This window comes from Collinsella aerofaciens (assembly GCF_015561195.1).
In the GTDB taxonomy this organism is placed as follows: Bacteria; Actinomycetota; Coriobacteriia; order Coriobacteriales; family Coriobacteriaceae; genus Collinsella; species Collinsella aerofaciens_AC.
This window is the reverse complement of sequence record NZ_JADMSU010000008.1, coordinates 52631-77596: the sequence shown is the minus strand read 5'-3', so window position 1 is coordinate 77596 and position 24966 is coordinate 52631. Positions and strand designations below refer to the sequence as shown.

The 24966-nt window shown below is 60.9% G+C and carries 20 protein-coding genes; 18 read left to right on the top strand and 2 right to left on the bottom strand.

What is annotated here, in order from left to right:
• Nucleotides 1-218 precede the first annotated feature (218 nt).
• From mfd to I2H81_RS08260, 4 genes are all read left to right on the top strand, one after another.
• Nucleotides 219-3851 carry a transcription-repair coupling factor gene (mfd, locus tag I2H81_RS08275; RefSeq protein WP_195645223.1) on the top strand — a complete coding sequence of 1211 codons (3633 nt, stop codon included), beginning with the start codon at nucleotides 219-221 and terminating at the stop codon, nucleotides 3849-3851.
• Nucleotides 3852-3938: 87 nt separating this feature from the next.
• Nucleotides 3939-4802: a phosphatase PAP2 family protein gene (locus I2H81_RS08270; RefSeq protein ID WP_195645222.1), complete on the top strand. Its 864-nt coding sequence runs from the start codon at nucleotides 3939-3941 to the stop codon at nucleotides 4800-4802.
• Between the two features lie 45 nt (nucleotides 4803-4847).
• Nucleotides 4848-5873 (top strand): threonine aldolase family protein, encoded by a 1026-nt coding sequence (locus I2H81_RS08265; RefSeq protein ID WP_195645221.1) that lies wholly within the window; start codon nucleotides 4848-4850, stop codon nucleotides 5871-5873.
• Nucleotides 5874-5950: 77 nt separating this feature from the next.
• Nucleotides 5951-6532 carry a GNAT family N-acetyltransferase gene (locus tag I2H81_RS08260; RefSeq protein ID WP_118080704.1) on the top strand — a complete coding sequence of 194 codons (582 nt, stop codon included), beginning with the start codon at nucleotides 5951-5953 and terminating at the stop codon, nucleotides 6530-6532.
• A gap of 47 nt (nucleotides 6533-6579) precedes the next feature.
• Here the strand turns inward: I2H81_RS08260 and I2H81_RS08255 are convergent, their stop codons facing one another.
• A complete protein-coding gene (locus tag I2H81_RS08255; protein ID WP_195645220.1) occupies nucleotides 6580-7302 on the bottom strand; it encodes a GntR family transcriptional regulator in 723 nt (240 codons plus the stop codon).
• A gap of 205 nt (nucleotides 7303-7507) precedes the next feature.
• Between I2H81_RS08255 and I2H81_RS08250 the strand changes: the two genes are divergently transcribed.
• The 12 genes from I2H81_RS08250 to I2H81_RS08195 all read left to right on the top strand — a co-directional run bounded on the left by I2H81_RS08250 (nucleotide 7508) and on the right by I2H81_RS08195 (nucleotide 21114).
• A complete protein-coding gene (locus I2H81_RS08250; protein WP_117806039.1) occupies nucleotides 7508-8500 on the top strand; it encodes an SIS domain-containing protein in 993 nt (330 codons plus the stop codon).
• A gap of 284 nt (nucleotides 8501-8784) precedes the next feature.
• Nucleotides 8785-9867, top strand: coding sequence for a DMT family transporter (locus I2H81_RS08245; RefSeq protein WP_195645219.1), 1083 nt, complete (start codon nucleotides 8785-8787; stop codon nucleotides 9865-9867).
• Nucleotides 9868-10048: 181 nt separating this feature from the next.
• A complete protein-coding gene (locus I2H81_RS08240) occupies nucleotides 10049-10972 on the top strand; it encodes a PTS mannose/fructose/sorbose transporter subunit IIAB (protein ID WP_195645218.1) in 924 nt (307 codons plus the stop codon).
• A 36-nt stretch (nucleotides 10973-11008) separates the two neighbouring features.
• A complete protein-coding gene (locus tag I2H81_RS08235) occupies nucleotides 11009-11803 on the top strand; it encodes a PTS mannose/fructose/sorbose/N-acetylgalactosamine transporter subunit IIC (RefSeq protein ID WP_195645217.1) in 795 nt (264 codons plus the stop codon).
• A 13-nt stretch (nucleotides 11804-11816) separates the two neighbouring features.
• Entirely contained in the window at nucleotides 11817-12650 is an 834-nt protein-coding gene (locus I2H81_RS08230) for a PTS system mannose/fructose/sorbose family transporter subunit IID (protein ID WP_195645216.1), read from the top strand.
• 198 nt (nucleotides 12651-12848) lie between these two features.
• A complete protein-coding gene (locus tag I2H81_RS08225) occupies nucleotides 12849-13832 on the top strand; it encodes an SIS domain-containing protein (RefSeq protein WP_229025861.1) in 984 nt (327 codons plus the stop codon).
• Between the two features lie 159 nt (nucleotides 13833-13991).
• Nucleotides 13992-14621 (top strand): HAD family hydrolase, encoded by a 630-nt coding sequence (locus I2H81_RS08220; RefSeq protein ID WP_195645215.1) that lies wholly within the window; start codon nucleotides 13992-13994, stop codon nucleotides 14619-14621.
• 354 nt (nucleotides 14622-14975) lie between these two features.
• A complete protein-coding gene (locus I2H81_RS08215; protein WP_195645214.1) occupies nucleotides 14976-15983 on the top strand; it encodes a YitT family protein in 1008 nt (335 codons plus the stop codon).
• A gap of 219 nt (nucleotides 15984-16202) precedes the next feature.
• Nucleotides 16203-16922 (top strand): GntR family transcriptional regulator, encoded by a 720-nt coding sequence (locus tag I2H81_RS08210; protein WP_195645213.1) that lies wholly within the window; start codon nucleotides 16203-16205, stop codon nucleotides 16920-16922.
• Between the two features lie 347 nt (nucleotides 16923-17269).
• Nucleotides 17270-19243, top strand: a complete 1974-nt coding sequence (locus tag I2H81_RS08205) for a RecQ family ATP-dependent DNA helicase (protein WP_195645212.1) — start codon at nucleotides 17270-17272, stop codon at nucleotides 19241-19243.
• A gap of 2 nt (nucleotides 19244-19245) precedes the next feature.
• Nucleotides 19246-20001, top strand: coding sequence for a GntR family transcriptional regulator (locus I2H81_RS08200; protein WP_195645211.1), 756 nt, complete (start codon nucleotides 19246-19248; stop codon nucleotides 19999-20001).
• Between the two features lie 144 nt (nucleotides 20002-20145).
• Entirely contained in the window at nucleotides 20146-21114 is a 969-nt protein-coding gene (locus I2H81_RS08195; RefSeq protein WP_195645210.1) for an SIS domain-containing protein, read from the top strand.
• Between the two features lie 130 nt (nucleotides 21115-21244).
• Here I2H81_RS08195 and I2H81_RS08190 read toward each other — a convergent pair whose 3' ends face one another.
• Nucleotides 21245-22222 carry an L-lactate dehydrogenase gene (locus I2H81_RS08190; protein ID WP_195645209.1) on the bottom strand — a complete coding sequence of 326 codons (978 nt, stop codon included), beginning with the start codon at nucleotides 22220-22222 and terminating at the stop codon, nucleotides 21245-21247.
• 211 nt (nucleotides 22223-22433) lie between these two features.
• On the opposite strand from I2H81_RS08190, the gene metA reads away from it, so the two are divergent.
• The gene (gene metA / locus I2H81_RS08185; RefSeq protein WP_195645208.1) at nucleotides 22434-23360 is read left to right on the top strand and encodes a homoserine O-acetyltransferase MetA; all 927 of its coding nucleotides are present in this window, start codon (nucleotides 22434-22436) and stop codon (nucleotides 23358-23360) included.
• Between the two features lie 458 nt (nucleotides 23361-23818).
• Nucleotides 23819-24781, top strand: coding sequence for a hypothetical protein (locus I2H81_RS08180; protein WP_195645207.1), 963 nt, complete (start codon nucleotides 23819-23821; stop codon nucleotides 24779-24781).
• Nucleotides 24782-24966: the final 185 nt, after the last annotated feature.

The following is a 24966-nucleotide window of genomic DNA, read 5'->3' as shown; positions in this document are numbered from 1 at the left end:
TCTTGGGGCACCTTCCGTGGTTGCGGCGTTCGACGTGACGGGGAAATTTTGGCGAAGCCGGTGAGTCCAGTTCTATCTGGCGTTTTTGTTGCGGGGCTGGGCGTACGCTTGAGCAGGAGTCCTCTCCATGCGCTACCATGACAGGCAGTGATTTTTGACGTACGACCCGCCGAGCTTGCCCCGGCGGGCTTTTGGCGTTGCAATGCCGGAGGAACAGCATGCTCATTCACCGTATAGCCGCGCAGCTCTACACTGCCGAGGCGCTGCAGACTGTCGAGGCCGGACTCGATGCCGGCGAGGACGTGACGCTGGCCGTGTCGCAATCGGGTCGCACGCTTATGGCGGCAGCCCAGTTTGCGCGCCGTCCGCGCCCCACGGTCTACATTGTGAGCGGCGAGGACGCGGCCGATCGCGCCGCGCGCAGCCTTGCTGCTTATGTGGGCCTGGCGCACGTGTGCCGTTTTCCCGAGCGCAAGGACTATCCGTGGCGCGAGCAGGCGCCTGACGATGCCGTGGTTGCCCAGCGCTGCGAGGCGCTCGGGCGCATCGTGCGCGGGGACAACTGCATCATGGTCGCCTCGGCCCGTGCGCTGCTGCGTTGCGTGCCGCCAGTCGAGAGCCGCTACTGGGAGTCCACTACTTTTGCGGTGGGCGAGGAGATTCCTTTTGACGAGGTGCCACAGCGCTTGGTGGGCATGGGCTACACCAATGCCGGTGCCGCCGACGCGCCCGGCCTGTTCCGTGTGCACGGCGACACCGTCGAGGTGTTCCCCGCGCAGGAAAAAGCGCCCGTGCGCATTGAGTTTTTCGGCGACGAGATCGATCGCATCCGCCGTATGGTGAGCTCAACGGGCCAGACCATCGGCAACGAAGACAGCATCGAGATCTTCCCCTGCCGTGAGCTGGCGCTTACCGACGAGGCCGTCCACAACATGCATGTGGCGCTCTATCGTGCCAGCCAGGACGACAGCAAACTGGCCGCATTGCTCGAGATGGTGGATGCGCGCATCGTCACGCCTGAGCTCGATCGCTTTTTGCCGGTGATGTACGGCCAGACCGTAAGCCCGCTGTCGCACGTGAGCGGCAAGGCGCTCGTGGTGCTGTCCGAGCCGCGCTCGCTGTTCGACGATTGCCTGCGCGCCTACGAGGATATCGAGGCCCGTGCCGGCGAGGCGGGGGTCGATCGCCTGGACGGCTTGTACGTGCGCGCCCAACAGCTCGACTTTGGTGCCCAGCAGCGCCTGAACTACGTGAGCCTCATCCGTGCCGGCGGTGCGGTGACGGCCGAGCTCAAGATTGAGCAGCCGGCCATCGCAGGCTCGGACAACCGTTTTATGACGCGCATCCAGGAGGTCGTGGGTAAGCGCTATGCCTGCGTGTTTGCCATCCCCGACCGCGGTGCGCGCGAGTCGATGGAGCTTACCTTTGGCGACGAGGGCATTACCTTTGAGGAGTCGCTGACCGCGGCGCCCGAAAATACCGGCGCTATCGGCGACCGCGTGCGCGTGGCAGCGGCGGATTCTGCCGACCGTGCCGCCCGCCAGGAGGCCCATGCTTCCATTCGCGAGCGCAAGGCAGATGCGCTCAACGCCCGCTCACTCGAGGCGGGTGCCGCCCAGGCTGCCGCCGGTGCTGCCGTGCCCACCATCTCGCGCGGACGCGTAACCTTTGTCGATGCCGCCCTGCCGCAGGGCGTAGTGGTGCCCGATGCCAACCTGGCCGTGTTCTCGATCGCCGACCTCAACGCCCGCATGGACGCCAACCGCGCGCGCAGCCGCCGCAAGGTGGACATTACGCAGATCACGTTCCCGTTTAAGCCGGGCGACTACGTGGTGCACGCCACTCACGGCATCGCGCTCTTTAGCGAGATCGCGCGCCAGGAAGTGGGCGGCAAGGAGCGCGACTACTTTTTGCTGGAATATGCCGACGGCGACAAACTCTACGTGCCGCTCGAGCAGGTCGACCGCATCACGCGATACGTCGGTCCCGACGGTGACAAGCCGCGCCTGACCAGGCTCAACACTGCCGACTGGACGCGTGCCACGAACAAGGCGCGCAAGAACGCCAAAAAGCTGGCGTTTGACCTGGTCGATCTGTATACGCGCCGTTCGTCGATTACCGGTATCGCCTGCCCGCCCGACACGCCCGAGCAGATCGAGATGGAGGAGAGTTTCCCTTACGACGAGACGCGCGACCAGCTGGAGGCCATCGCCGATATTAAGGCCGACATGGAGGCGCCCAAGCCCATGGACCGCCTGCTGTGCGGCGATGTGGGCTTTGGCAAGACCGAGGTCGCCCTGCGCGCGGCGTTTAAGTGCGTTGACTCCGGCCGCCAGGTCATGGTGCTCTGCCCCACGACCATTCTTGCGCAGCAGCACTATGAGACGTTCTTTGAGCGCTTTGCCCCGTTTGGCCTCGAGGTCGAGGTGCTCAGCCGCTTCCGCACGCCGGCGCAGCAAAAGCGCGCGCTCAAGGCGTTTGCCGAGGGCACGATCGACGTGCTCATCGGCACGCATCGTCTGCTTTCGGCCGATGTGAACCCCAAGAACCTGGGCCTGGTGATCATCGACGAGGAGCAGCGCTTTGGCGTGCAGCACAAGGAGCAGCTCAAGAACCTGCGCGAGCAGATTGACGTACTCACGCTTTCGGCAACGCCGATTCCGCGAACCATGCAGATGGCCACGAGTGGCGTGCGCGACATGAGCCTAATCACCACACCGCCGACCGGGCGTCGTCCCGTGATCGTGCACGTGGGGGAGTACGACCCCGACGTGGTGAGCGCGGCGATTCGCCTGGAGGTGGGTCGCGGCGGCCAGGTGTACTACGTGTCCAACCGCGTCAAGACCATCGACGACGCCGTGGCGCGCGTGCACGAGGCCGCGCCCGAGGCGCGCGTGGGTGTGGCACACGGCAAGATGAGCCCGCGTGAGGTCGAGGACGTGATGATCGAGTTCGCGACCAAAAAGATCGACGTGCTCATCGCCACGACCATCGTGGAGAGCGGCATCGACAACGCGACCGCCAACACGCTGATCATCGAGGACTCGCAGCGCTTGGGCCTGGCACAGCTCTACCAGCTCAAGGGCCGTGTGGGCCGCTCTGCCACGCAGGCCTACGCGTACTTTATGTTCCCGGGCGAGCTGCCGCTCACCGAGGAGGCCACGGCGCGCCTGACCGCACTTTCCGAGTTCCAGGACCTGGGCAGCGGCATGCGCATCGCCATGCGCGACCTGGAGATTCGCGGCGCCGGCTCGCTTATGGGCGCCGAGCAGCATGGCAACCTGTCGAGCGTGGGCTTTGACCTGTTTACGCAGATGCTGGGCCAGGCTGTGGCCGAGGCGCGCGGCGATGACGATGCCGGCGTGGAGGCGGCGAGCGTGGGCATTAACCTGCCGGCCGACTACTTCTTGTCCGAGGAGTACCTGCCGGCGGTGGACCAGCGCGTGCTCGTGTACCGCAAACTCGCGGCGGCCGAGGACCTGGAGAGTATCGACGAGGTGCAGGAAGAGACTGAGGCCGCGCACGGTGAGCTGCCGTTGGCGGGGCTTAACTTGTTCAACCGCGCTCGCATCCGCATTCGCGGCGAGCGCTTGGGGCTCGAGAGCGTCACGCTCAGCGGTGGACGCATTACCTTCCTGGGGGTTGACGTTCCCAAGAAGGTGGCCTTTGAGCTTAAGACCCGCTATGGCGCGGTGAACTTTCCCAAGAGCCGCAAACTGTCGGTGCCCTACAAGGCGGGTGCCGGCGCGGGCAGCGGCCTGGGTCGCGGTCTCGACGCCAGCGACGGCACCGGCCCCGTGGCCGCGGCACTCATGCTGCTGCAGCAATTAGGCACGAGCGACGATGACTAACAAGTAGGGGCGTGGCGGGGCATAGCTACCAGTTGTTCTTTGCCCCGCCACCTCGCAGGTTGATTCCAGCCCCATCGAAAGGAAAGCATGTTCGGATACATCTATAAGAAAGATGTCGCCATTATCGCGGTTGTCCTGTGTCTTTGTCTGGGCGTGGGCAGCTTCTTCGATTATCAGATCTCGAGCGCGCTGTTCAACATCGGCAGCATGTACGGCCGCTTTATCGAGGCGGCCGGCGAGCTGCCGTTCGAGCTGACGGCGAGCATCGCGGGCGTTATGCTCGTGCGCTCGGCGCGACCCGATTCCAAGACGAGCAAGTGGCTCGCCGTGCTCGGCATCCTCGTCAACGTTGGCCTGACCGGCTACGAGATCGTTTCGTCCCTGAGGGTTGGCGGCAAACTCATCGCGGTTCAGTTGGTGCTGACGTTTGTGCTGGTCATTGCTGCCAACCTCATCGTCTATCGCTTTACGCGCACGACCGAGCCCGACGAGCTCACGCGCTGGGCGTTGATGGTGCTGGCCGTGTGGGTCGCTCAGGCCATCATCCTCAACGTCATTGTTAAGCCGTTATGGTCGCGCCCGCGCATGCGCGTGATCGAGGTCACGCCGGGGCTCAATTTTCAGCCGTGGTGGGTGATCGGCAACCCCGACAAGTGGGCCTATATCGCCGCCGGCGTGATTAAGGACGGGTTCAAGTCGTTTGCGAGCGGACACACGGCGCATGCGGCGATTGGCCTTATGCTCGCCGGGCTTCCCGCGGCAGCCTTTAAGGAAAAACCTTCGCGTCGCCGCGTGATCTTTTGGGCGGCGGCTGTGATCGCGGCGCTCGTCGCCTTTGGGCGCATCGTGATTGGAGCGCACTTTTTGAGTGACGTGAGCTGCGGTTTTGCCCTGGTACTGGCACTTGAGTGCCTTGCCGCGCGCATCGCCTATCCCAACGGCGTACAATAGCCCCGTTTGAATCATCTGGCCGATACCCGGTAAGAGAGGATTGCCATGCTCGCGTTTAACAACGACTATTCCCACGGTGCACATCCGGCGGTGCTGCAGGCGCTTGTCGACACCAATATGGAGCCGCAGCCCGGCTACGGTACCGATGCGCACACCGAGCGTGCCAAGCAACTTATCCGCGAGGCCTGTCAGGCCCCCGATGCCGACGTGTTTTTTCTGGTGGGCGGCACGCAGGCCAACGCGACGGTGATCGACATGTTGCTTGCGCCGTACGAGGGCGTCGTTGCTGCCGAGACCGGCCACGTCGCCTGTCACGAGGCAGGCGCCATCGAGTTTGGCGGCCACAAGGTGCTCACCATCCCCGGCTACGAGGGCAAGATGCACGCCGAGGACCTCGAGAACTATATCCAGGTGTTCTACGAAAACGAGAGCTACGAGCACACGGTGTTCCCGGGCGCCGTGTACGTGAGTCTATCGACCGAGTACGGCACGCTGTACTCCAAGGCCGAGCTCGCGGCGATCCATGCAGTGTGCCAGAAGCGCGAGATTCCGCTGTTTGTGGATGGCGCCCGCCTGGCCTATGCGCTGGCGGCCGATGAGTGCGACATTACCCTGCCCGAGCTGGCGCAGCTGTGCGACGTGTTCTACATCGGCGGCACCAAGTGCGGCGCTCTGTGCGGCGAGGCTGTGGTGTTTTGCGGCATGCACACCCCGGCGCATCCCATTCCGCGTATTAAGCAGCACGGCGCGCTGCTTGCCAAGGGCCGCCTGACGGGTGTGCAGTTCGAGGCCCTTTTTACCGATGGCCTGTATTTTGAGATTGGTCGCCAGGCGATTGAGACCGCTCAGGCGCTGCGTCGCGTGCTGCACGAGCGCGGCTACCAGTTCTTCTTGGAGACGCCGACCAACCAGCAGTTTGTGATTCTGCCCAACGAGGACATGGCCCGCATTCGCGAGCATGCCTCGATCGAGTACTGGGAAAAGTACGACGAGACCCACACGGTGGTGCGCTTTTGCACCAGCTGGGCCACGACGCAGGAGGATATCGACGCGTTGGCGGCTGTCCTGTAGCCTGATGTAATGACAAGGGGCCGCCCTGCGCCTGAGCTTGGCGCAGGGCGGCCTTTGCTTTTGGGGAGAAGGGTTGTATGACCGAGATGTCCGAGCCGACGATTCGCCTGGCGACGCCCGATGATGCGCCGGCGTTGCTTGCCATCTATGAGCCGTATGTGCGCCAGACGGCGATTACCTGCGAATACGAGGTGCCGAGCGTTGAGGAGTTCGCTGGGCGCATCGAGCGTACGCTCAAGCGCTATCCATATTTGGTGATGGAGTTGGACGGGCGTCCGGTAGGCTATGCCTACGTGAGTTCGCTTAACAGCCGCGAGGCGTACGACTGGTCGGTCGAGACATCGATCTACCTGGCGCGCGATGTGCGCCACGGCGGGCTGGGCCGCAAGCTGCACGACGCGCTCAAGCAATGTCTGATCGCGATGGGCATCACCAACATGTGCGCGCTCATTGCCGTGCCGCACGACAAGGACGACGAGTACCTGACGCACAACAGCCAGGATTTCCATGCCCATATGGGATATCGCCTGGTGGGCGCCTTCGACCGCTGCGCCCAAAAGTTCGGCCGCTGGTACGACATGTGCTGGATGGAGCTGGTCCTGGCCGAGCGCGTCCCTAACCAACCTAAGCCAACCTGGTTCCCCGACCTCCTCGCCTAAAACCACCACAAAGGTGCCTGTCCCCTTTGTGGTGGTTTTGGTGTTGGTTAGCCGATGGGTTCGGTGTATTTGGCACGGTCGGTGCGTTGGATGCGCTTGGAGACATGGAGCGGGCGGCCGTCGGTGTCGTAGACGTAGTCGGTGATCAGGATTAGTGCCTGCCCGCGCTCGACGTTGAGCAAAAACGCCTCGTTTTGCGAGGCGTAGCACACCTCAAAGGTCTTATGCCCCTGTGCCGGCGCGCGATGGAATTCTTGGCGCAGCGTCGCGTAGAGCGAACCGTTGATATCGCGATCGATGAGCGTCTCGAAGCTTGGCGGCAGGTAGGTGGTCTCCAGGCACAGCGGCACGTCGTCCAGGTAGCGCAGACGGACAAGTTTGACGAGCTTGCTGCCCACGGCGGCGTCAAAGAACTTAGCTATGCTGCCGGCCGCCTTGGCAAAGCCCGAGTCCACGGTGCGCGTGGTGGGCTTCATGCCCTGACCTTCGACCTGCTTGGTATAGCTCGAAAACACTAGGTTGTTCTCGTGGAGCGCGGGCGTGTCGGCCACAAAGGCGCCACGCCCGCGCTCGGTGCGCACCAGGCCCTCATCAACGAGAACCTTAAGGGCGTGGCGCACGGTGCTGCGCGACAGCCCCGATTCGTCCATGAGTTCCATCTCGGACGGCAGCTTGTCTCCGCGTGCGTAGGTGCCGGCGGCGATGCGGTCGCGCAGCATGCCCGCCAAGCGCTCGTATTGGGCCAGTTTCTTTTTAGACGAAGCGTTCATGCGATCAACCTGTATCTAACTTGTATACTTACCGAACAAAGCATGTATCCAACATGACAACAAAACCGCTGGTAATGGATTGTCGAAAACCTTACCAACAAAATTTCTAAGACAAATATAGCATACAACTAGTCGACATAACCAAAACATGTATGTAACTTGTATGCCATCGAGAGCATCAAACGAGAAGAAAGGCTGATGCACGATGACTACTCAGGAACAGGTTAAGGATGTCGTCTCCCAGGTTTTGGCTGACAAGGCAGACAAGGGCGGCATCAAGCGCGTCGTGTGGATTGGCGCTGGCGGATCCAACGGCGGCAACTATCCTGCCCAGTACTTTATGGAGCACGAGGCCACGCAGGTCGTGAGCTCCAGCTACACCAGCAACGAGTTCGTGCACGCCACCCCGGCCTACGTCAACGAGAACACCCTGGCCGTGGTCGTGTCCATGCGCGGCACCAAGGAGACCATCGTTGCCGCCCAGGTCGCCAAGGACCACGGCGCCAGCACCATCGCCATCTATGTTGACGAGTCCGGCCTCACCGAGGTCTGCGACTACAAGATCCAGTACGATAGCCTGGCCGTCGATGAGTCCTGCATGGGCCGCACCAACTCCGCCGTCGTGACCATGATCGCCATGGAGCTTACGCAGCAGACCGAGGGCTATGCCGAGTACGAGACCGCTATGGCCGCGTTCGACTTGGTCGACCCCATCTATCGCAAGGCCGTCGAGTACACCCGTCCGCTCGCTGCCAAGTGGGCCGAGCAGAACGCCGACAAGCCCTGCATCAACGTCATGGCCCAGGGCCCGCTCTTTGGTGCCGCCTACGTCTTTAGCATCTGCAACGTGCAGGAGATGCTGCAGATCGACTCCTGCACCATCAACACCTGCGATTTCTTCCATGGCCCCTTCGAGATTCTGGACAAGCGCACCTCGCTGTTCCAGCTCATCAGCGTCGGCCGCAGCCGCTGCAACGACGAGCGCGGCATCCGCTTCGTCAACCAGTACGGTGGCGATCGCGTCTATCAGCTCGACGCCAAGGAGCTCGGCCTCAACGACATCAAGGACAGCGTGAGCGAGTACTTCAACCACCTGATCTTTGCCCCGATCCTCAACAACGTCTACATGCGTGCGCTTTCCGCCGTCACCCACAAGGACTACATGACGCGCCGCTACATGTGGAAGCTTGACTACTAGGGGATAGAGCGGCCTAACAGCTCGATGTCCTCATAAGTTGCGGTGGAATAGTTCCTGTTTGGGGGCTTGAAGCCTCTATTTAGGAACTATTTCACCGCAACCGCCAAGTAATCCGCTGGGGATGGAGGAAAACGGATCACTGACTCAGACCAGCCCCTCAGTGATCCGTTTTCCTCCATCCCCAGCGGATCATTTTTCCGTTCGGCGATTTGTGTCTTGAAAAATGTATATAACGACTATAACGTAGTGTGAAACATATTGGAAACAATACCGAGGAGGCTGCGTTGAAGAAAAGCAATCTGGGCTATGTGCTGGTGCTGATCGCCGCGCTTATGTGGGGCAGCATCGGAATCTTTGTAAACGGCATCTCGGCCATGGGTGTTTCGTCTCAGAGCATGGCGGCCTTTCGCCTGTTGTCGGGTGCCGTCTTAATGGCTCCGGTCTTGGCGTTCATGGGTTGCCAGGGAGGCGATCGTGAGGGAAAAGCATCGGGTCCCCTGGCACTGTTCAAGGCAAGTCCTAAAGAGCTTGTTCCCTGTGCGCTTCTTGGCATTATCGGCCTCGCCACCGCTAACACGCTTTATTACGAGTGCATGGGCGAGGTGGGCATGTCCACGGCCTCGGTGCTGCTCTACACCTCGCCGGTGTTTGGCGTCATGCTCGGCCGCGTGCTTTATCGCGAGGATGTGACTCCCAACAAGCTCGTTGCCATCGCTTTTAACATTGTGGGTTGCGTGCTCGCGGTGACGAGCGGCGACCTGTCCGGTTTCCATTTCTCGGCTTGGGGCGTCGTGTCGGGTGTGATCGCCGGGCTTTGCGGTGCGCTACTGGCTGTGTTTAGCCGTATGGCTACCAAGACGCTGCATCCGCTGGCGGTGACGTTTTGGGGCTTTGTCTTTGGCGGATGCTTTATGGCAGTGCTTTCGGCTCCGTGGTCCGATGTGGCCGCGGCAATGTCCCCGCAGCTCATTCTGCTGTTCGCGGGCTTTGGCTTTATTCCGACGGCTCTTGCGTACATCTTCTATATGCAGGGCCTTTCGATGGATCTTGAGACGTCGAAGGTGCCGGTCGTGGCTTCGTTTGAAACCGTTGCGACCGTTCTGGTCGGTATTGGCATCTATGCCGAGCCCGCCGGCGCGATCAAGGTCCTGGGCATCGTGCTGGTGCTCGCGTCCATCCTGATCATGAACACTAACTTCTCCAAGCTGCGCAACAGTGCCTTTGTCGGCCATATCGTTGAGAGCATGACCTTTAAGCCCAACGCGTGGTGGACGGAGAAATCGCAGGACATGGATCTGTTCCGCGAGCGCACCGGCATCGCGCTGGAGCCCACCGTGCAGGAAAGCCCCTGGTACTTCGTGCGATAGGGGATTGGCGAGGCGTCTGATCTGGGGTTATCCAGCTAGCGCCGGCCTACCTAGCCAAACGTTTCGAGTACGTTAAACCCGTCAACGGTCGATTTTCACCCGCGAACGGTCTTTATACTAATTAGCAATATAAGCAACGTATAAGACGTTATAATGACCATAACGAAAAGGAGGAGGCAAGATGAATCAGATCATTCTCGCATCTCATGGCGGCCTGGCCGCAGGCGCCAAAGACACGCTCGAGATGGTTCTCGGCGACGTGTCGAACGTCCACGTCGTGTCGCTTGCTCGTGACGACAAGGAGCCCATCACCAATAAGGTTGAGACTATGATCGCCACGTTCAACGCGGAAGACACCGTCTATGTGCTGACCGATATGCTCGGCAGCTCGGTCAACAACAACATGGTCGAGCTTTCCAAGAACGGCACGAAGTTCACGGTTGTCAGCGGTTTCAACATCCCGCTGGCGCTCACGCTCGCTATGAGCCCCGTCCCCGTCAAGGGTGCCGAGCTCGCAGCCCTCATCAACGAGGCCCGCGCCGGTCTGACCAACCCCAACGCACCGGTCGAGGCTGCCGCGGCTCCCGCCAAGAAGGCCAAGGCGTCCCGTCACAGCTCCGGTCCCGCCAAGATCGTCCTCGCACGTCTTGACTACCGTCTGCTGCACGGCCAGGTCGTCTTTACCTGGACCACCAAGGTTCAGGCCGAGCGCATCATCGTCGTCGACAACGCTGCCGCCAACGATGACATCAAGAAGGGCGCTCTTAAGCTGGCCAAGCCCCAGGGCGTGCGTCTGAACGTCTTCACCGTCGAGCGTGCCCTCGCCAAGATGGACAAGCTCAACACCCTCGGCGAGCGCGTCATGTTCGTCTTTGGCAACACTGCCGAGATGCTGCAGTTCTGCCAGGGCTACAAGCTCGACGCCATCAACCTGGGCGCCACCGCCAACCACGACGGCGCCGATCAGGTCGGCGGCAAGGACAGCTCCGTCTTCCTCGACGCCACCCAGAAGGCAGACGTCAACCAGCTGCTCGACATGGGCATTAAGCTCTACGTCCAGCAGACCCCTACGTATCAGAGCGTCGACATCGACGCCAAGCTGTAATCAACCAGGCTTTTGCCTGACTGAAAGGAGAAGGGTATGAATACGTTCATCAGTGCGGTGCTCGTCGGCCTCGTCGGCGTGTTCTGCATGTGGGACTCCCGCCTGCTCGGCCGTCTTAACTTCGAGCAGCCCCTCGTTGGCGCTACGCTCGTCGGTCTGCTGCTGGGCGATGTGCCCACCGGCCTTGCCGTCGGTGCCGCCGTCGAGCTCGTGTCCATGGGCCTGGTGCAGGTCGGCGCCGCCGTTCCGCCCGATATGGTCCTGGGCGGCATCGTGGCCGCTGCCTTTGCGTGCCTGACCGATGCTTCCGCCGAGACCGCCATGACGATCGCCATCCCGGTCGCCGTCCTGGGTCAGCTTCTCGGCATCGTGTTCCGTTCCATCATCGCCGCCCTCACCCATGTGGCAGATAGCGCGATCGATAACGGAAAGTTCAAGACCGCCTACCGTATGCACATCTGCGCCGGCTCCGGTCTGTACGCCGTCATGTACTTCCTGCCGATCTTCCTCGCCGTCTTTGTTGGCACCGACCTGGTTCAGGCCATCGTCAACATGGTTCCCGAGTGGCTGTCCACCGGTCTTAACGTTTCGACCAAGATCATGACCGCCTACGGCTTGGCCCTGCTGCTCACCATGATGATCAAGAAGGGTATGACTCCGTTCCTGTTCATCGGTTTCCTGTTCGCCGCTTACCTCAACCTGTCCGTCATCGCGGTCGCTCTGATCGGTGTGTGCCTGGCTGTCGTCTTCATGGGCTTCAAGTTCAACGGTTCCCATGCAGCCGCCGGTGTCGATTCCGACTACGATCCGCTCGAAGACGACGAAGACTAAGGAGGAACACACTATGGCAACCGCAACCAAGGACGTGTCCCTGAACAAGAAGGTCAGCCAGTTCTTCTGGCGCTCCTGGGCCATCCAGGCCTCTTGGAACTACGAGCGTCAGATGAACATGGGCTTCCTCTACGGCATGGTTCCCACGCTCGATCGCCTCTATCCGGACGAGTCCGACCCCAAGCAGCTCGCTGCTAAGAAAGAGGCTTACCACCGTCACATGGCGTTCTACAACTGCACCCCGCAGACGAGCGCTTTCATCCTGGGCCTCTCCGCCTCCATGGAGGAGGAGTACGCCAAGGATCCCGAGAACTTCGATCCCGATTCGATCAACGCGGTCAAGACCTCCCTCATGGGCCCGCTTTCCGGCATTGGTGACTCCTTCTTCCAGGGCACCATCCGCGTTATCGCCTTTGGTCTGGGCGTTCAGCTGGCTCAGCAGGGCTCCATCATGGGCCCGATCCTGGCCATGCTCATCTCCATCGTCCCCTCTGTGCTGATCACTTGGTTCGCAGCCAAGATGGGCTATCAGGGCGGCCACGAGTACCTGAGCAAGCTTCAGGGCGGCGATCTCATGGAGAAGCTCATGTATGTCTGCGGCATCGTGGGTCTTATGTCCGTGGGCGGCATGATCGCCACGCTGATCGGCGCCACCACCCCGCTGCAGTTCGCTGACGGCACCGTCGTTATCCAGGACATCCTGGATGGCATGATGCCCCAGATGATCTCCCTCGGCCTCACCGGCCTTATGTACTGGCTCATCAAGAAGAACGTCAACACCGGTTGGCTTCTCGTGATCGCCATCGTGGGCGGCATCGCCCTCTCCGCGGCCGGCATCCTGGCCTAGTCGCGATCAAGCGTCTAATCGCTTTCCCCGGGGAGCCTGCCTGACATCCCATACCCCAGGCAGGCTTCCATCCCTAAATGTGTCAAAGGGACAGTTCCTTTGACACATCCTCAACGGGCCGGCGACTCGGTCCAAACCACGGTAACCCTGCGAGCGCTCGGCAATGTGGCGCCGCAAAAATCGAAAGGAATGTGTCAGATGTACGAGATCGACCTTAACCTCCCTAAGCAGATCGTCGCTGACGTCCTGTCCAACCACGAGATCCACAGCGTCGCCTTCGTCGGCTGCGGTGCTTCCATGTCCGACCTTTACCCCGCCAAGTACTTCCTGGCCAACAACACGGACAAGCTGAACGTTCAGATCTTCACCGCTAACGAGTTCAACTACGACACGCCTTCCTGGGTCAACGAGCACACCTTCGTGATCACCTGCTCCCTCGGTGGCTCCACGCCCGAGACCGTCGAGGCCAACAAGACCGCCAAGAAGCACAACTGCCCGGTCGTCTCCCTCACCAACAAGGCTGGCTCCGCTCTGACCGTCGACGCTGACTACGTCATCGTTCACGGCTTCCACGCCAACTTCGCTGCCAAGTGCGAGAAGCCCGGCTATGCCATCGCTCTTGCTCTCGAGATCCTTCAGCAGACCGAGGGCTATGACAAGTACGACGACATGATCACCGGCCTCACCAACGTCTTCGATCTCTGCGAGAACGCTGCTCAGTCCTGCAAGAAGCTCGCCAAGAAGTTCGCTGAGGACTTCAAGGACGACAAGATGATTTACTTCATGGCCTCTGGTGCCTCCGAGAAGATGGCTTACTCTCACGCCGCCTTCCTGTTCACCGAGATGCAGTGGATCGACGCCGCCGCCTACAACACCGGCGAGTACTTCCACGGCCCGTTCGAGGTTTCCACCGAGGGTAAGCCCTACGTCTTCTTCATGTCCGATGGCGCTACCCGTCCGATGGACGCCCGCGCCCTCACCTTCCTTGAGCGCATGGGCGCCAAGGTCGCTCTGATCGATTCCAAGGACTACGGCCTGGCCGACGCCGTGCCGGCGAGCGTCGTCACCTACTTCAACCCGCTGCTGCACCTCGCCGTTATGCGCGAGTACGGCAACCAGATCGCCGAGGCCCGTCAGCACCCGCTGACCATGCGTCGCTACATGTGGAAGCTTTCCTACTAATCACAAGTAAGTAGACCTTACGGGTTGATTGAGAGGGGATGGGGTTTGCGCCCCGTCCCCTTTTTTGCTCTGGGGAGGGCGTGTCTGTCGCGTCGCAAATCCCAGATAAAACCTACCAAAATAAACCTGTCCCTTTTTGGCAGGTGGGAGGAGATGCGTATGATCAAGGCAGTGCTGTTCGACATGGACGGCGTGCTGGTCGATACCGAGTGGTTCTACAACCGCCGCCGCGTGGCGTTTATGGAGGAGCATGGCATTACGTACGATAGAATTCCAGATCTTTCGGGGTCTAATGAACCGGCAATCTGGGAAGCTCTAGTTCCTGGCAATCTCACGTTACGCGAGGAATTGCTCACGGAATATAAAAAAAGATATTGCCCCGCTCATCCCGTTCCGTATGCCGAGCTACTCAACGAGCAGACGGAGCCGGTGATGCGTGAGCTGCACGAGCGCGGCGTGAAGTGTGCCATCGCGAGCTCATCCTATCGCGAGCTGATCGACGAGCTGGTGGAGATTGCCGGCATCGCCGACGTGCTGGACTACACCATCAGCGGCCACGAGTGCAGCGCGTTTAAGCCCGATCCCGAGATCTACCTGCGCGCCATGGAGGCGCTGGGGGTGGAGCCCGCCGAGTGCTTGGTTATCGAGGACTCGCCTTTGGGCATCGAGGCTGGCAAACGTTCCGGCGCCCGCGTCCTGGCACTGCGCCCGCACGAGGGCGTCAACCTCGATCAATCGCGAGCCGATGCCGTTATTGATAATCTGACCGACATTTTGGCCGCTTTGTAGTGTCAATCCGCCGCGAGAAGCACGGGTTCAAACGTTTTTTGCGGTGGACTGGCTCAATTTGGTTTCGATTTTGATCCGTTTGGCTTCGATTCGGACTAAGTGAGTAGACTTTTTGGTGCAGGACGAGCACAAAGCGCATCTGCTCTAGTAAAACCGCAGGTCACAGGGGTGGCGGTTTTGGGTGTGCTCTGCAGGTCGCGTAAAGTCTACTCACTTGTAATTTGGGCCTTTGGTCGTGGGGTTGCTGGTCCCGCTTTGGTTGTCGAGAGAGGGTGAATTGAAGCGCCCCCGCACGCTCCATGCTACAATCGCGGACATACCCCACAACTACATCTGCCTTCGAAAGGAGCCTGCGTGGCGAACGCCATCGATCAGCTCACGGACCGAGTGCTCGTACTCGGCCGCCTCACCATCGTCCGCCGCGCTATTACTGCCGTGGCGGTCACCATTTCCGCCGTTCTCCAGACATTCCTGATCCAGGCGTTCATTCAGCCCGCCGACTTGCTTCCGAGCGGTCTTACCGGCGTCGCGGTCCTACTCGATCGCGTTACCTCGCTGGGCGGCGTCCACATCGACATCTCACTCGGCATGCTCGCGCTCAACATCCCCGTGGCGCTCCTATGCTGGAGCGGCATTAGCAAGCGCTTTGTCATCTTCTCGATGATGCAGGTCGTGCTCTCGTCGCTGTTCCTCAACATCTTTCACTTCGCCCCGTTTTTGGGCGACAAGATTATGCTCATCATTTTTGGCGGCGTGGTCTCGGGTCTGGGCGCTGCCATCGCGCTTAAATCCGGCGCATCCACCGGCGGCACCGACTTTATCGCGCTGTGGGTTTCCAACCACACGGGCAAGACCATCTGGGGCGTCATCTTTGGTTTCAACTGCTTTATCCTGGCGATCTTTGGCTTTATGTTTGGCTGGGACAAGGCGGCGTACTCCATCGTGTTCCAGTTTATTTCGACCAAGACCATCGACAGTTTCTATCGTCGCTACGACCGCGTGACGCTGCAGATCACGACGCGCAAGGCAGATGAGGTCATGACCGCCTATGTTGACCATTTTCAGCACGGCATTAGCTGCGCCGAGGTCATCGGCGGATACAGCCGCGAAAAGATGTACCTGCTGAACACCGTTGTTTCGACCTACGAGAGTCAGGACATTATCAAGCTGGTGTGCGACATTGATCCCGGGGCCGTGATCAACGTGTTTCACACGCTCAACTTTGTGGGCGGCTGGTGGGGAGGTCATGTCGACGAGCCCATGCCCACGGCCGTTCCCGATCCCGACAAGCCCGCACGCATGGCCAGCAGGCAGGCGCGCCTCAGCGAGCAGGACAGCCTGCAGCAGGACGACGGCAAGTAGGGTTTTGGCATTTTACCGGCCCGGCGCAACCCTTCCGTATGAGCCCCACGAAAGCCCCATTGCTTTCGAGGGACTTTCGTTTGCCCAGATAAAACCTGCCAAAATGAAGCTGTCGCTTTTTGGTAGGGAGGGTGTATCGTTTTATCAATATGAGGTAACATGAAACTAGACGTTATATACGTATTAGTTATTTCAATATTTCGATAAGAGTGATCAGATATGCCTGCGCCCAAAAATGCACCGCTTTACCAGCAGATTTACGACGAAATCAAGGATGCGATCGAGAAAGGTGTTTATGCACCCAAGGAGCGTATTCCGTCCGAGCTTGAGCTAGCCGAGCAGTACGACGTGAGCCGCATTACGGTGCGCCGCGCCGTCGAGGAGCTGTGCTCCGATGGCTACCTGGTTAAGCAGCAGGGCCGTGGCACCTTTGTCTCCACACCGCACATCAACCGCCAGTTCCACGCTTCGACGCTGCAGACGTTTACCGCGCTGTGTGCCGATAATGGCATGAAGGCGGGCGCGCATGTGGTCGATCGCCAGATTGTGCCGGCACGTCAAAACGAGATGGAGTTCTTTGGCCTGCAAAAGGACGCGCTGCTGCTGCATATTAAGCGCGTGCGTACAGCCGACGGCGAGCCCATCTTTGAGGAGAACATCTTTGTGCCGTTTGACGCCTACCGTGAGCTGTTGACGGCCGATCTTGAGGACAAGTCGATTTTTGCCGAGGTCGAGCGTGTTGGCGGAACGCCGATTGTCTCGGTTGGCTACCGTACGGTCGAGGCCGTTCGCGCCAATGCCGAGCAGGCGGCCGAGTTGGGTATTGCTCCGCACGATCCCCTGCTCAACCTGCGTGCCAGCTTTACCGGTCCCAATGGCGAGCCGGTCCTGATGGGTAAGCAGTACTACGTGGGATCGCGCTACGTTATGGTTATGTAGGGTTGGTTCGGGCTGGTTCCGCCGTTCTGACGAACGACGGACCTGTCGACGCTGCAAACGCCCCTAAGCGGCAATCTGACGTTCAATCGTCGGTCGCGTACCGAAGTACGCTTCCCTCCTCTTTCACGTCACCTTGCTCGCTTAGGGGCGTTTTCGCTGACTTTTGCTCAACCTGCGGGATTTCCGCGCTTGTCAAGAGACTAGTCGTTGGGGACGTTCTTAAACGACTAGTCATTCAAGAACGTCCCCAATGACTACCCGCAGAATGAGCGTGGCTGAGAGCCGGGCGACGCCTGTCCGCGTGGCGGCGTATAATCGGCGGCAGATGATTCTGACGTTAGGAAACCATGACCGATAGCATGCAGCAGATGGCGCTCGACACGCTCGGCGCCTATTTTGGCTACACCTCGTTTCGCCCGGGGCAGGACCGCATGGTGGATGCGATTCTTGCCGGCCGCGATGCGCTCGGCGTTATGCCCACAGGCGCCGGCAAGTCCATTTGCTACCAGGTGCCCGCGCTCATGCTGCCCGGCATCACCTTTGTGGTGAGCCCGTTGCTGTCGCTTATGGAGGACCAGACCCGCGCACTGCTCGCGGCGGGTGCGCGCCCCAGTTATCTCAACTCCAGCCTTACGCCGGCCCAGCAAAACACCGTGCTCAAGCGGGCGCGCGAGGGCCGCTATCAGCTTATGTACGTGGCACCCGAGCGTCTGCTCGAGCCGCGCTTTTTAGCCTTTGCGCAGGAAGCTGCGGCCAAAGGCGGCATCGGCGTTCCACTCGTGGCCATTGACGAGGCCCACTGCGTAAGCCAATGGGGCCAGGATTTCCGTCCTGCCTACCTGCAGATTCGCGAGTTTATCGATTCGCTGCCGCGGCGCCCCATCGTGGCGGCCTTTACCGCCACGGCGACCGAGCGTGTACGCGCCGATATCCAGCAAATGCTCGGCCTGCAAAACCCGGCGACCGTGGTGACGGGCTTCGATCGCAAGAACCTCTACTTTGGTTGCGAAGAGATGGGCGACAAGGCCAAGACCGCGTGGGTGCGCGACTACGTGATCGCGCATTCGAGCGAGAGCGGCATCGTGTATTGCTCGACCCGCAAGACGGTCGACGCGCTGGCCGCGGAGCTTGCCGAGGCACTGGGCCCCAGCGGCATTCGCGTGGGCCGCTACCATGCCGGCATGGGTAATGACGCCCGCCGCCAAAGCCAGCGCGCCTTTATCGACGACGATATTCAGGTGATGGTTGCCACCAACGCCTTTGGCATGGGCATCGACAAGCCCAACGTGCGCTACGTGATCCACAACAACGTGCCCGAGAGCATCGAGGCATACTACCAAGAGGCGGGCCGCGCCGGCCGCGATGGCGATCCGGCCAGCTGTCACCTGCTGTGGAACGGAAACGATTTTCGAATGCGTCGCTTCTTGATCGACCGCGGCGATGCGGCCGACGAGGCGCTCGACGACGAGCAACGCGCGTGGGCGCTCCAAAATCGATATCGCCTGCTCAGCCAGATGGAGGGCTACTGCAATACCACCGGCTGTCTGCGCGAATACATGCTGCGCTACTTTGGCGACGAGGCTGCAGCCGAGCATGCGGCTGCGGGCGGCGCCGCCACGGACGACGCCGAGGGCTGCGGCAACTGCAGCAACTGCCTCACGCAGTTCGAGGTCGAGGACGTCACCGATATGGCCCGCGCCGCCGTGCGCTACGTCGCCACGCGCCCCATGCGCTTTGGCAAGTCGCTCATCGCCGACGTGCTCCACGGCGGCAACACCGAGCGCATTCGCCAGATGCATCTGGACGAGGATTGCGGCTACGGTGAGCTGTCGAGCGAATCGGTCGGGCGCATCAAGGACATCATCGGCCAGCTGTGCGGCCGTGGCTATCTGGCCACCTCGCAGGGGCAGTACCCGGTCGTGGGGCTCGGTCCGCGCGCCGGCGAGGTCGAGGACGAGGCGTTCGCCTTTACCGTTAAGCGTCGCGCGTCCAAGCGCAAGGCCTCGGCACGCGCCCGCCGTGCGGTGGATCTGCTGCGCGAGGAGGCCGAGCTGGATCAGCGCCCGCGCGTGGGCGACGATGCCGAGCTGTTCGAGCGTCTGCGCGCCCTGCGCAAGGAGATTTCGACCGAGCTGGAGATGGCGCCGTATATGGTCTTCTCCGACAAGGCCCTGCGCGGCCTGTGCCGCCTGCGCCCTCAGACGCGTGCCGAGCTGATCCAGGTCAACGGCATTGGCGAGAAAAAGGCCGACGCCTTTGGCGAGCAGTTTATGGCGTCGATTGAAGAATTTGAGTCCGAGCATGCGCGGGATGGAGCGTAACGATGGCATTCGACGATAAAACCGGCCGCGCTGACGTGTCCGCCGTACCGCTGTACCAGCAGGTCATGGACGACCTAAAGGGCGAGATCGCGCGCGGCGTGTACCCCGCCGGCTCGCGCATCCCTGCCGAGATGGAGCTCGCGAAGTCCTACGGCGTGGGGCGCATCACCGTGCGCCGTGCCATCGAGGAGCTGTCGCGCGCGGGGTATCTCAACCGCCAGCAGGGGAGGGGCACGTTTGTGTGCGCCCCCAAGCTCAAGCGCAAGATTCGCCAGAAGGGTGACGTCCAGAGCTTTACTGAGGGTTGTGCTGCCAACGACATGGTGCCGGGTGCGCGTCTGGTGTCGCGCACGGTGGTCGCGGCGACTCACGAGGATGCGGCGTTCTTTGGCGTGGAGCCCGGCTGCGAGCTTATCGTGGTCGAGCGCGTGCGCACGGCCGACGGCATCCCCGTCATGCTCGAGAACAACGCCTTTGTGCTCGCCGACCATCCCTACCTGCAGACGCTGGCCGACGAGGACCTCACCGATAACTCAATCTTTGCGCTCGTTGCCGAGCATTCGGGTCGCGCGCCGCTCAAGTCCGACCCCTGCACCGTGGAGATTGCGCTTGCCGATACTCAGGCGGCCCCGCTGCTGGAGGTGCCGGTCGGCGAGCCTCTCTTCTATATGGAGGCCTACTTTACCGACGCCGGCGGGCGCCCTCTACTGCTCGGCCGCCAAAAGATCGTGGGCTCGCGCTACGTCTTCGACATCTAACATACACAGATAGAACAACATAGAACAAATTTGCCGAGATGACTTCACGGGCTTTGTTACACGTGTTATAAATAGGACAACATAGAACGACAGCAGGTACGAGCCGCCGTCGCTCAAAGCCGCCCCACAAGGAGGAACATCAGGATGAACGCACATGATCTGGTTCAGGAAATCATCGAGCGCAAGGGCAAGATCGAGAACGTCTTTTGGATCGCTTGCGGCGGTTCGATGATCGATCTCATGCCGGCCAACGAGCTGCTCAAGCGTGAGGCCACCACGTTTACCTCGACGGTCTACACGGCACGCGAGTTTTGCCTGATGGCTCCCAAGAGTCTTGGCGAGAAGTCGCTCGTCATCGCCTGCAGCCACAGCGGCAACACGCAGGAGGTCGTCGACGGCTGCGAGATGGCGCTGGCCGCCGGTGCCGAGGTCATTGCCCTTACCGACTGCGAGGGCTCAAAGATCGACAACGGCAAGTGGACTACCTGGGTCTATCCGTGGGGTGAGGGCGTGTCGCAGGCCGAGGTGCCGCAGGGCATTGGCGCTCTGATCGCCGCCGAGTTGCTCGACCAGCAGGAAGGCTACGAGTCACTCGCCGACATGTATGAGGGCCTCAAGCAGATGGATGCGCTGCTGCCCGCCGCCCGTGAGAAGGTCAACGCCGAGCTGGGCGCCCGCTTTGCCGAGCTCTGCCAGCAGCACAAGTTCTTCTATATCCTGGGCTCCGGTCCCAACTTTAGCCAGACCTATGCCATGGCGATTTGCTCGCTCATGGAGATGCAGTGGCAGCACTGCTGCTACATCCACTCCGGCGAGTACTTCCACGGCCCGTTCGAAGCCACCGAGCCCGGCGTGTTCTACTTTGTGCAGCTCGGATCGGGCGAGTGCCGCCCCATGGAGGAGCGCGCTCTTGCGTTCCTCAACACGCACACCGATACCGTCATGGTGCTCGATGCGCTCGAGTACGGCGTGGGTGAAGTGCCTGCCAGCGTGCGTTCGTACCTGGAGCCGATCTTCTTCTACAACATGAGCTGCGAGCTGCGCGCCGCCCGCGGCAAGGTCTTCGACCACAGCCCCGAGGTTCGTCGCTACATGGGCATCGAGCAGTACTAGGTACCGGGAAAAGTATTCACCTTCGATTCGCAAGCGAACAGCGTGCGTAAAAAGCGGGCCGCGCCGGGGATTTCCGGCGCGGCCCGCTTAGTATCGCGCTTAGATTCGCAAGGTTGCGGCAGCCGGCGGCCTACTTCGCGTCGTATGCCTCGGCGTCCCACCAGTCGAGCTGGGCGATGTTGTCGCGGATGTGCTGGCAGCTCTTGTGGAAGCCCTCGAGCTCGTGCTCGGACAGGTCGAGCGTGTAGACCTCCTCGACGCCCTCGGCGCCGATCACGCACGGCAGGGAGGTAAAGATGCCCTCCTCGCCATACTGGCCGGTTATGAGCGTGGAGGCGGAAAGCACGGCGTGCTCGTTGTGCAGCACGGCGGCGCAGACGCGCGCGGCGGAGTTGGCGACGGCGTACTCGGTGCACTGCTTGCCCTGGTAGGTAACATAGCCGCCCTTGCGCGCGAGCTCCTCGACCTCCATGTGGTCAAAGGCGTACTTGTCGGGGTTCTCGGCCTGGAGCTCGTTAAGGCTCTTGCCGGCGACGGTTGCGGCCTTAAAGGCGGCCAGCTGGCTAAAGCCGTGCTCGCCGATCATGTAGGCGTCGATGGACTTGGGGCTCACGCCGACCTTCTTGGAGATCTCGGTGCGCAGGCGGGCGGAATCCAGACCGCAGCCCGAGCCGATGATCTTTTTGGGATCGTAGCCGGTCAGGTGCCACAGCTCGGTGCACACGACGTCGCAGGGGTTGGAGATGCTTACGAAGATGCCGTCGAAGCCGGCGTCGACGATGCGCTTGGCAAAGGTGCGGGCGGCGTCGGTGGTAAAGAACAGCTCGCCGTCGCGGTTGCCAGCAGCCAGCGCGACCTTACCAGCAGCGTTGACGATGACGTCGCAGCAGGCCAGCTCCTCGTAGTGGTCGTAGCAGTTGACGATCTTGGTGTTATACGGGGCAAACGAAAGGGAGTCGCGCAGGTCCTGGACCTCGGACGTCACCTTGGCCTCGTTGATATCACACAGGTATAGTTCGTCAGCAATGCCCTGCATGAGCAGGCTATTGGCGACATGTGCTCCTACGTGGCCCTGGCCGACCACACCGATCTTACGCGTCTGGTACATATACGTATCCTTTCGGCCGACTTTTTCGCGTCGAACCATTGTAGCGTCCTGCTGCCACTTTGCCAGACTAAAGCGCCGTAGATTTTTGGGACATGCCTTAATCTCTACTTTTGGAGCGATTTGGGCCGCTGACGGCATCGCTGGGCGATGTGCTCGCGCGGATGGGGCCGCTCGTTGTACCATAGCTGCAACTGACTCGTAAGGAGCATCCATGCCCATTCGCATCCCCGACGCCCTCCCTGCCGCCGCGCAGCTCGAGAGCGAGAACATCTTTGTCATGACCGAGTACCGCGCGCTGCACCAGGACATCCGTCCGCTGCGCGTGCTCATCCTCAACCTCATGCCCACCAAAATCGCCACCGAGACACAGATCATGCGCAAGCTCTCCAACACGCCGCTGCAGGTGGAGGTGGACCTGCTGCGCACCAAAACGCACGAGGCCACGCACGTGAGCGCCGGCCACCTGGAGACGTTTTACCGCACATTCGACGACATCCGCGACATCCACTACGACGGCCTGATCATCACGGGCGCGCCGGTGGAGCAGATGCCGTTCGAGGAGGTCGACTACTGGCCCGAGCTCTGCCAGATCATGGATTGGTCCACCACGCACGTGCACTCTACGCTGCATATTTGTTGGGGCGCACAGGCCGGCCTGTACCATCATTACGGCATTCAGAAGTACGACCTGCCGGCAAAGGCGAGCGGCGTGTTCGAGCATTATCTGGTGAAGCCGCAAAGCCCGCTGGTCCGCGGCTTCGACGACCGCTTCTATGCCGTGCATTCGCGCAACACCGATGTGCGCCGCGAGGACGTGGAGGCCGAGCCGCAGCTTGAGGTCGTGGCCGTGTCCGACGAGGTGGGCCTGTACATCGTCAAGTCGACCGACAGCCGCCGTTTCTTTGTCTTTGGCCATCCCGAGTACGATACCGACACATTGCGCCTGGAGTACGAGCGCGACGTGAAGCGCGGGCTCAATCCGGAGGTGCCGGCGCATTACTTCCCGGGTGACGATCCCACCGCCGAGCCGCGCAACGTCTGGCGCAGCCAGGCCCAGCTGCTCTACACCAACTGGCTCAACTACTACGTCTACCAGACCACGCCCTACGACCTGGCCCGCGCTGGCGAGGAGCACTAGGCTGCTGTCGTGGCTGTGGCTGCGGCGGTTACCGTGGCCGCTACGCGACGAGCGTGGATAATCGGACACACGAGCGTGGATTTTCGGACGTTTGAAAACGAGCGTGGATAATCTCCCATTTTTGGCCGAGGAACGGGCTCAAAACGGGAAATTTTCCACGCTCAATTTCTTCAGCCGTCGTACCGGCGGCCCCATCACGCGTCGAGTACATACGGACCATGTCACAAACTAGGTAGTTTTGAGCCACGGCATATTTTCTTTCAATGAAATCGACGGCTTTTGAGGCTCAAAATGTGGAGACAGGGACCTCTCGACAACCGTTCTACCTGCAGATATAAGCCATTAACCTAAAACGTCCAAAACCGTCAAGCATTTGGTCAGCTGCTGGACAGCATTTGGTCAGACTTCGCATGAAACCGTCTGGTACGTTGGCGCCGTTCCAAGAGTTGGGAGGCGACATGGCAAACATGACGGCGAATCAAAGACTCACAAGCCACATTAAAGCTTGCGAGCAGCAGATGAGCTGCGTGTACGCGCGCACGACGGCGGAGGCAAAGCAGATTGAGCGGCGGGTGGTGGCGGGAAGTCTCGAGGTGGTCATGCCGGGGTTGTATGCGCGTCCGGAATACTGGTTCGAGCTCAAGTTTCGGCAACGTTATCTGCATCGGGTGCGGGCGCTTGCGCAAAAGCACCCCGACTGGACGTTTTGTTCCTATACGGCGGCTGTTATCTATGGTCTTTCGGTTTCGCATGCCAATTTGACGCACATCCATATTGCCGTGGCGCCGGCGCAATCGACGATGCCAGGCTCTCAGGTCGTTCGCCATCGGTATGCTTATCGGACACGGGCCAGCCAGATGGATATTGCCGTGACCGATATCGATCAGACGATTACGGATTGCCTGGTCGATGCGTCGTTTGTCGAGGGGCTGATCATTGCGGACTCGGCGCTCCATGAGCAGCTGTTGTCGAAGGAGCATCTCGTTGAGGCAGTCGACAAGCTTGGCTTAAATCGCCGCGGTGTTGTGACGGCGCGCAGGGTTGCACGGTGTGCCGACGGCCTGTCGGAAAGCGGCGGCGAGTCCAAGGCGCGGGCGCTGATGATCGAGCGCGGCTGGCAGGTTCCGGAGCTGCAAGTTGAGCTGTTCGATCCGGTCGAGCCGGGAAGGCCGTATCGCGTTGACTATTTGTGGCGCGTGGGTGACCGGTTGATTATTGGGGAGTTCGACGGATTCGTTAAAAGCGAGAAGGCGGCGGAGGAGGGCAAGCTCGCAAAGGCGCAATTTGACGAGCGCCAGCGCGAGTCGAGGCTTTCGCTGCTTGATAACTGCAAGATCGTGCGCTTGTGCTGGGATGATCTGAGGGATCCGGCAAAGCTCGATCGCAAGCTCAAAGTTGCCGGCGTGCCGCGTGCGTGCTGAGGCAGTAGCAGGGCGTTGAGTCGCACGAGCGTGGAAATCCGGACGGACGAGCGTGGAAATCTGGACGCGTATTGGTTGAGCGTGGATTATCGGACACACGAGCGTGGATTTTCGGACGCTTGCCGAATGAGCGTGGAAATCTGGACAGACGAGCGTGGAAAAACGGACGTTTGCAACATGAGCGT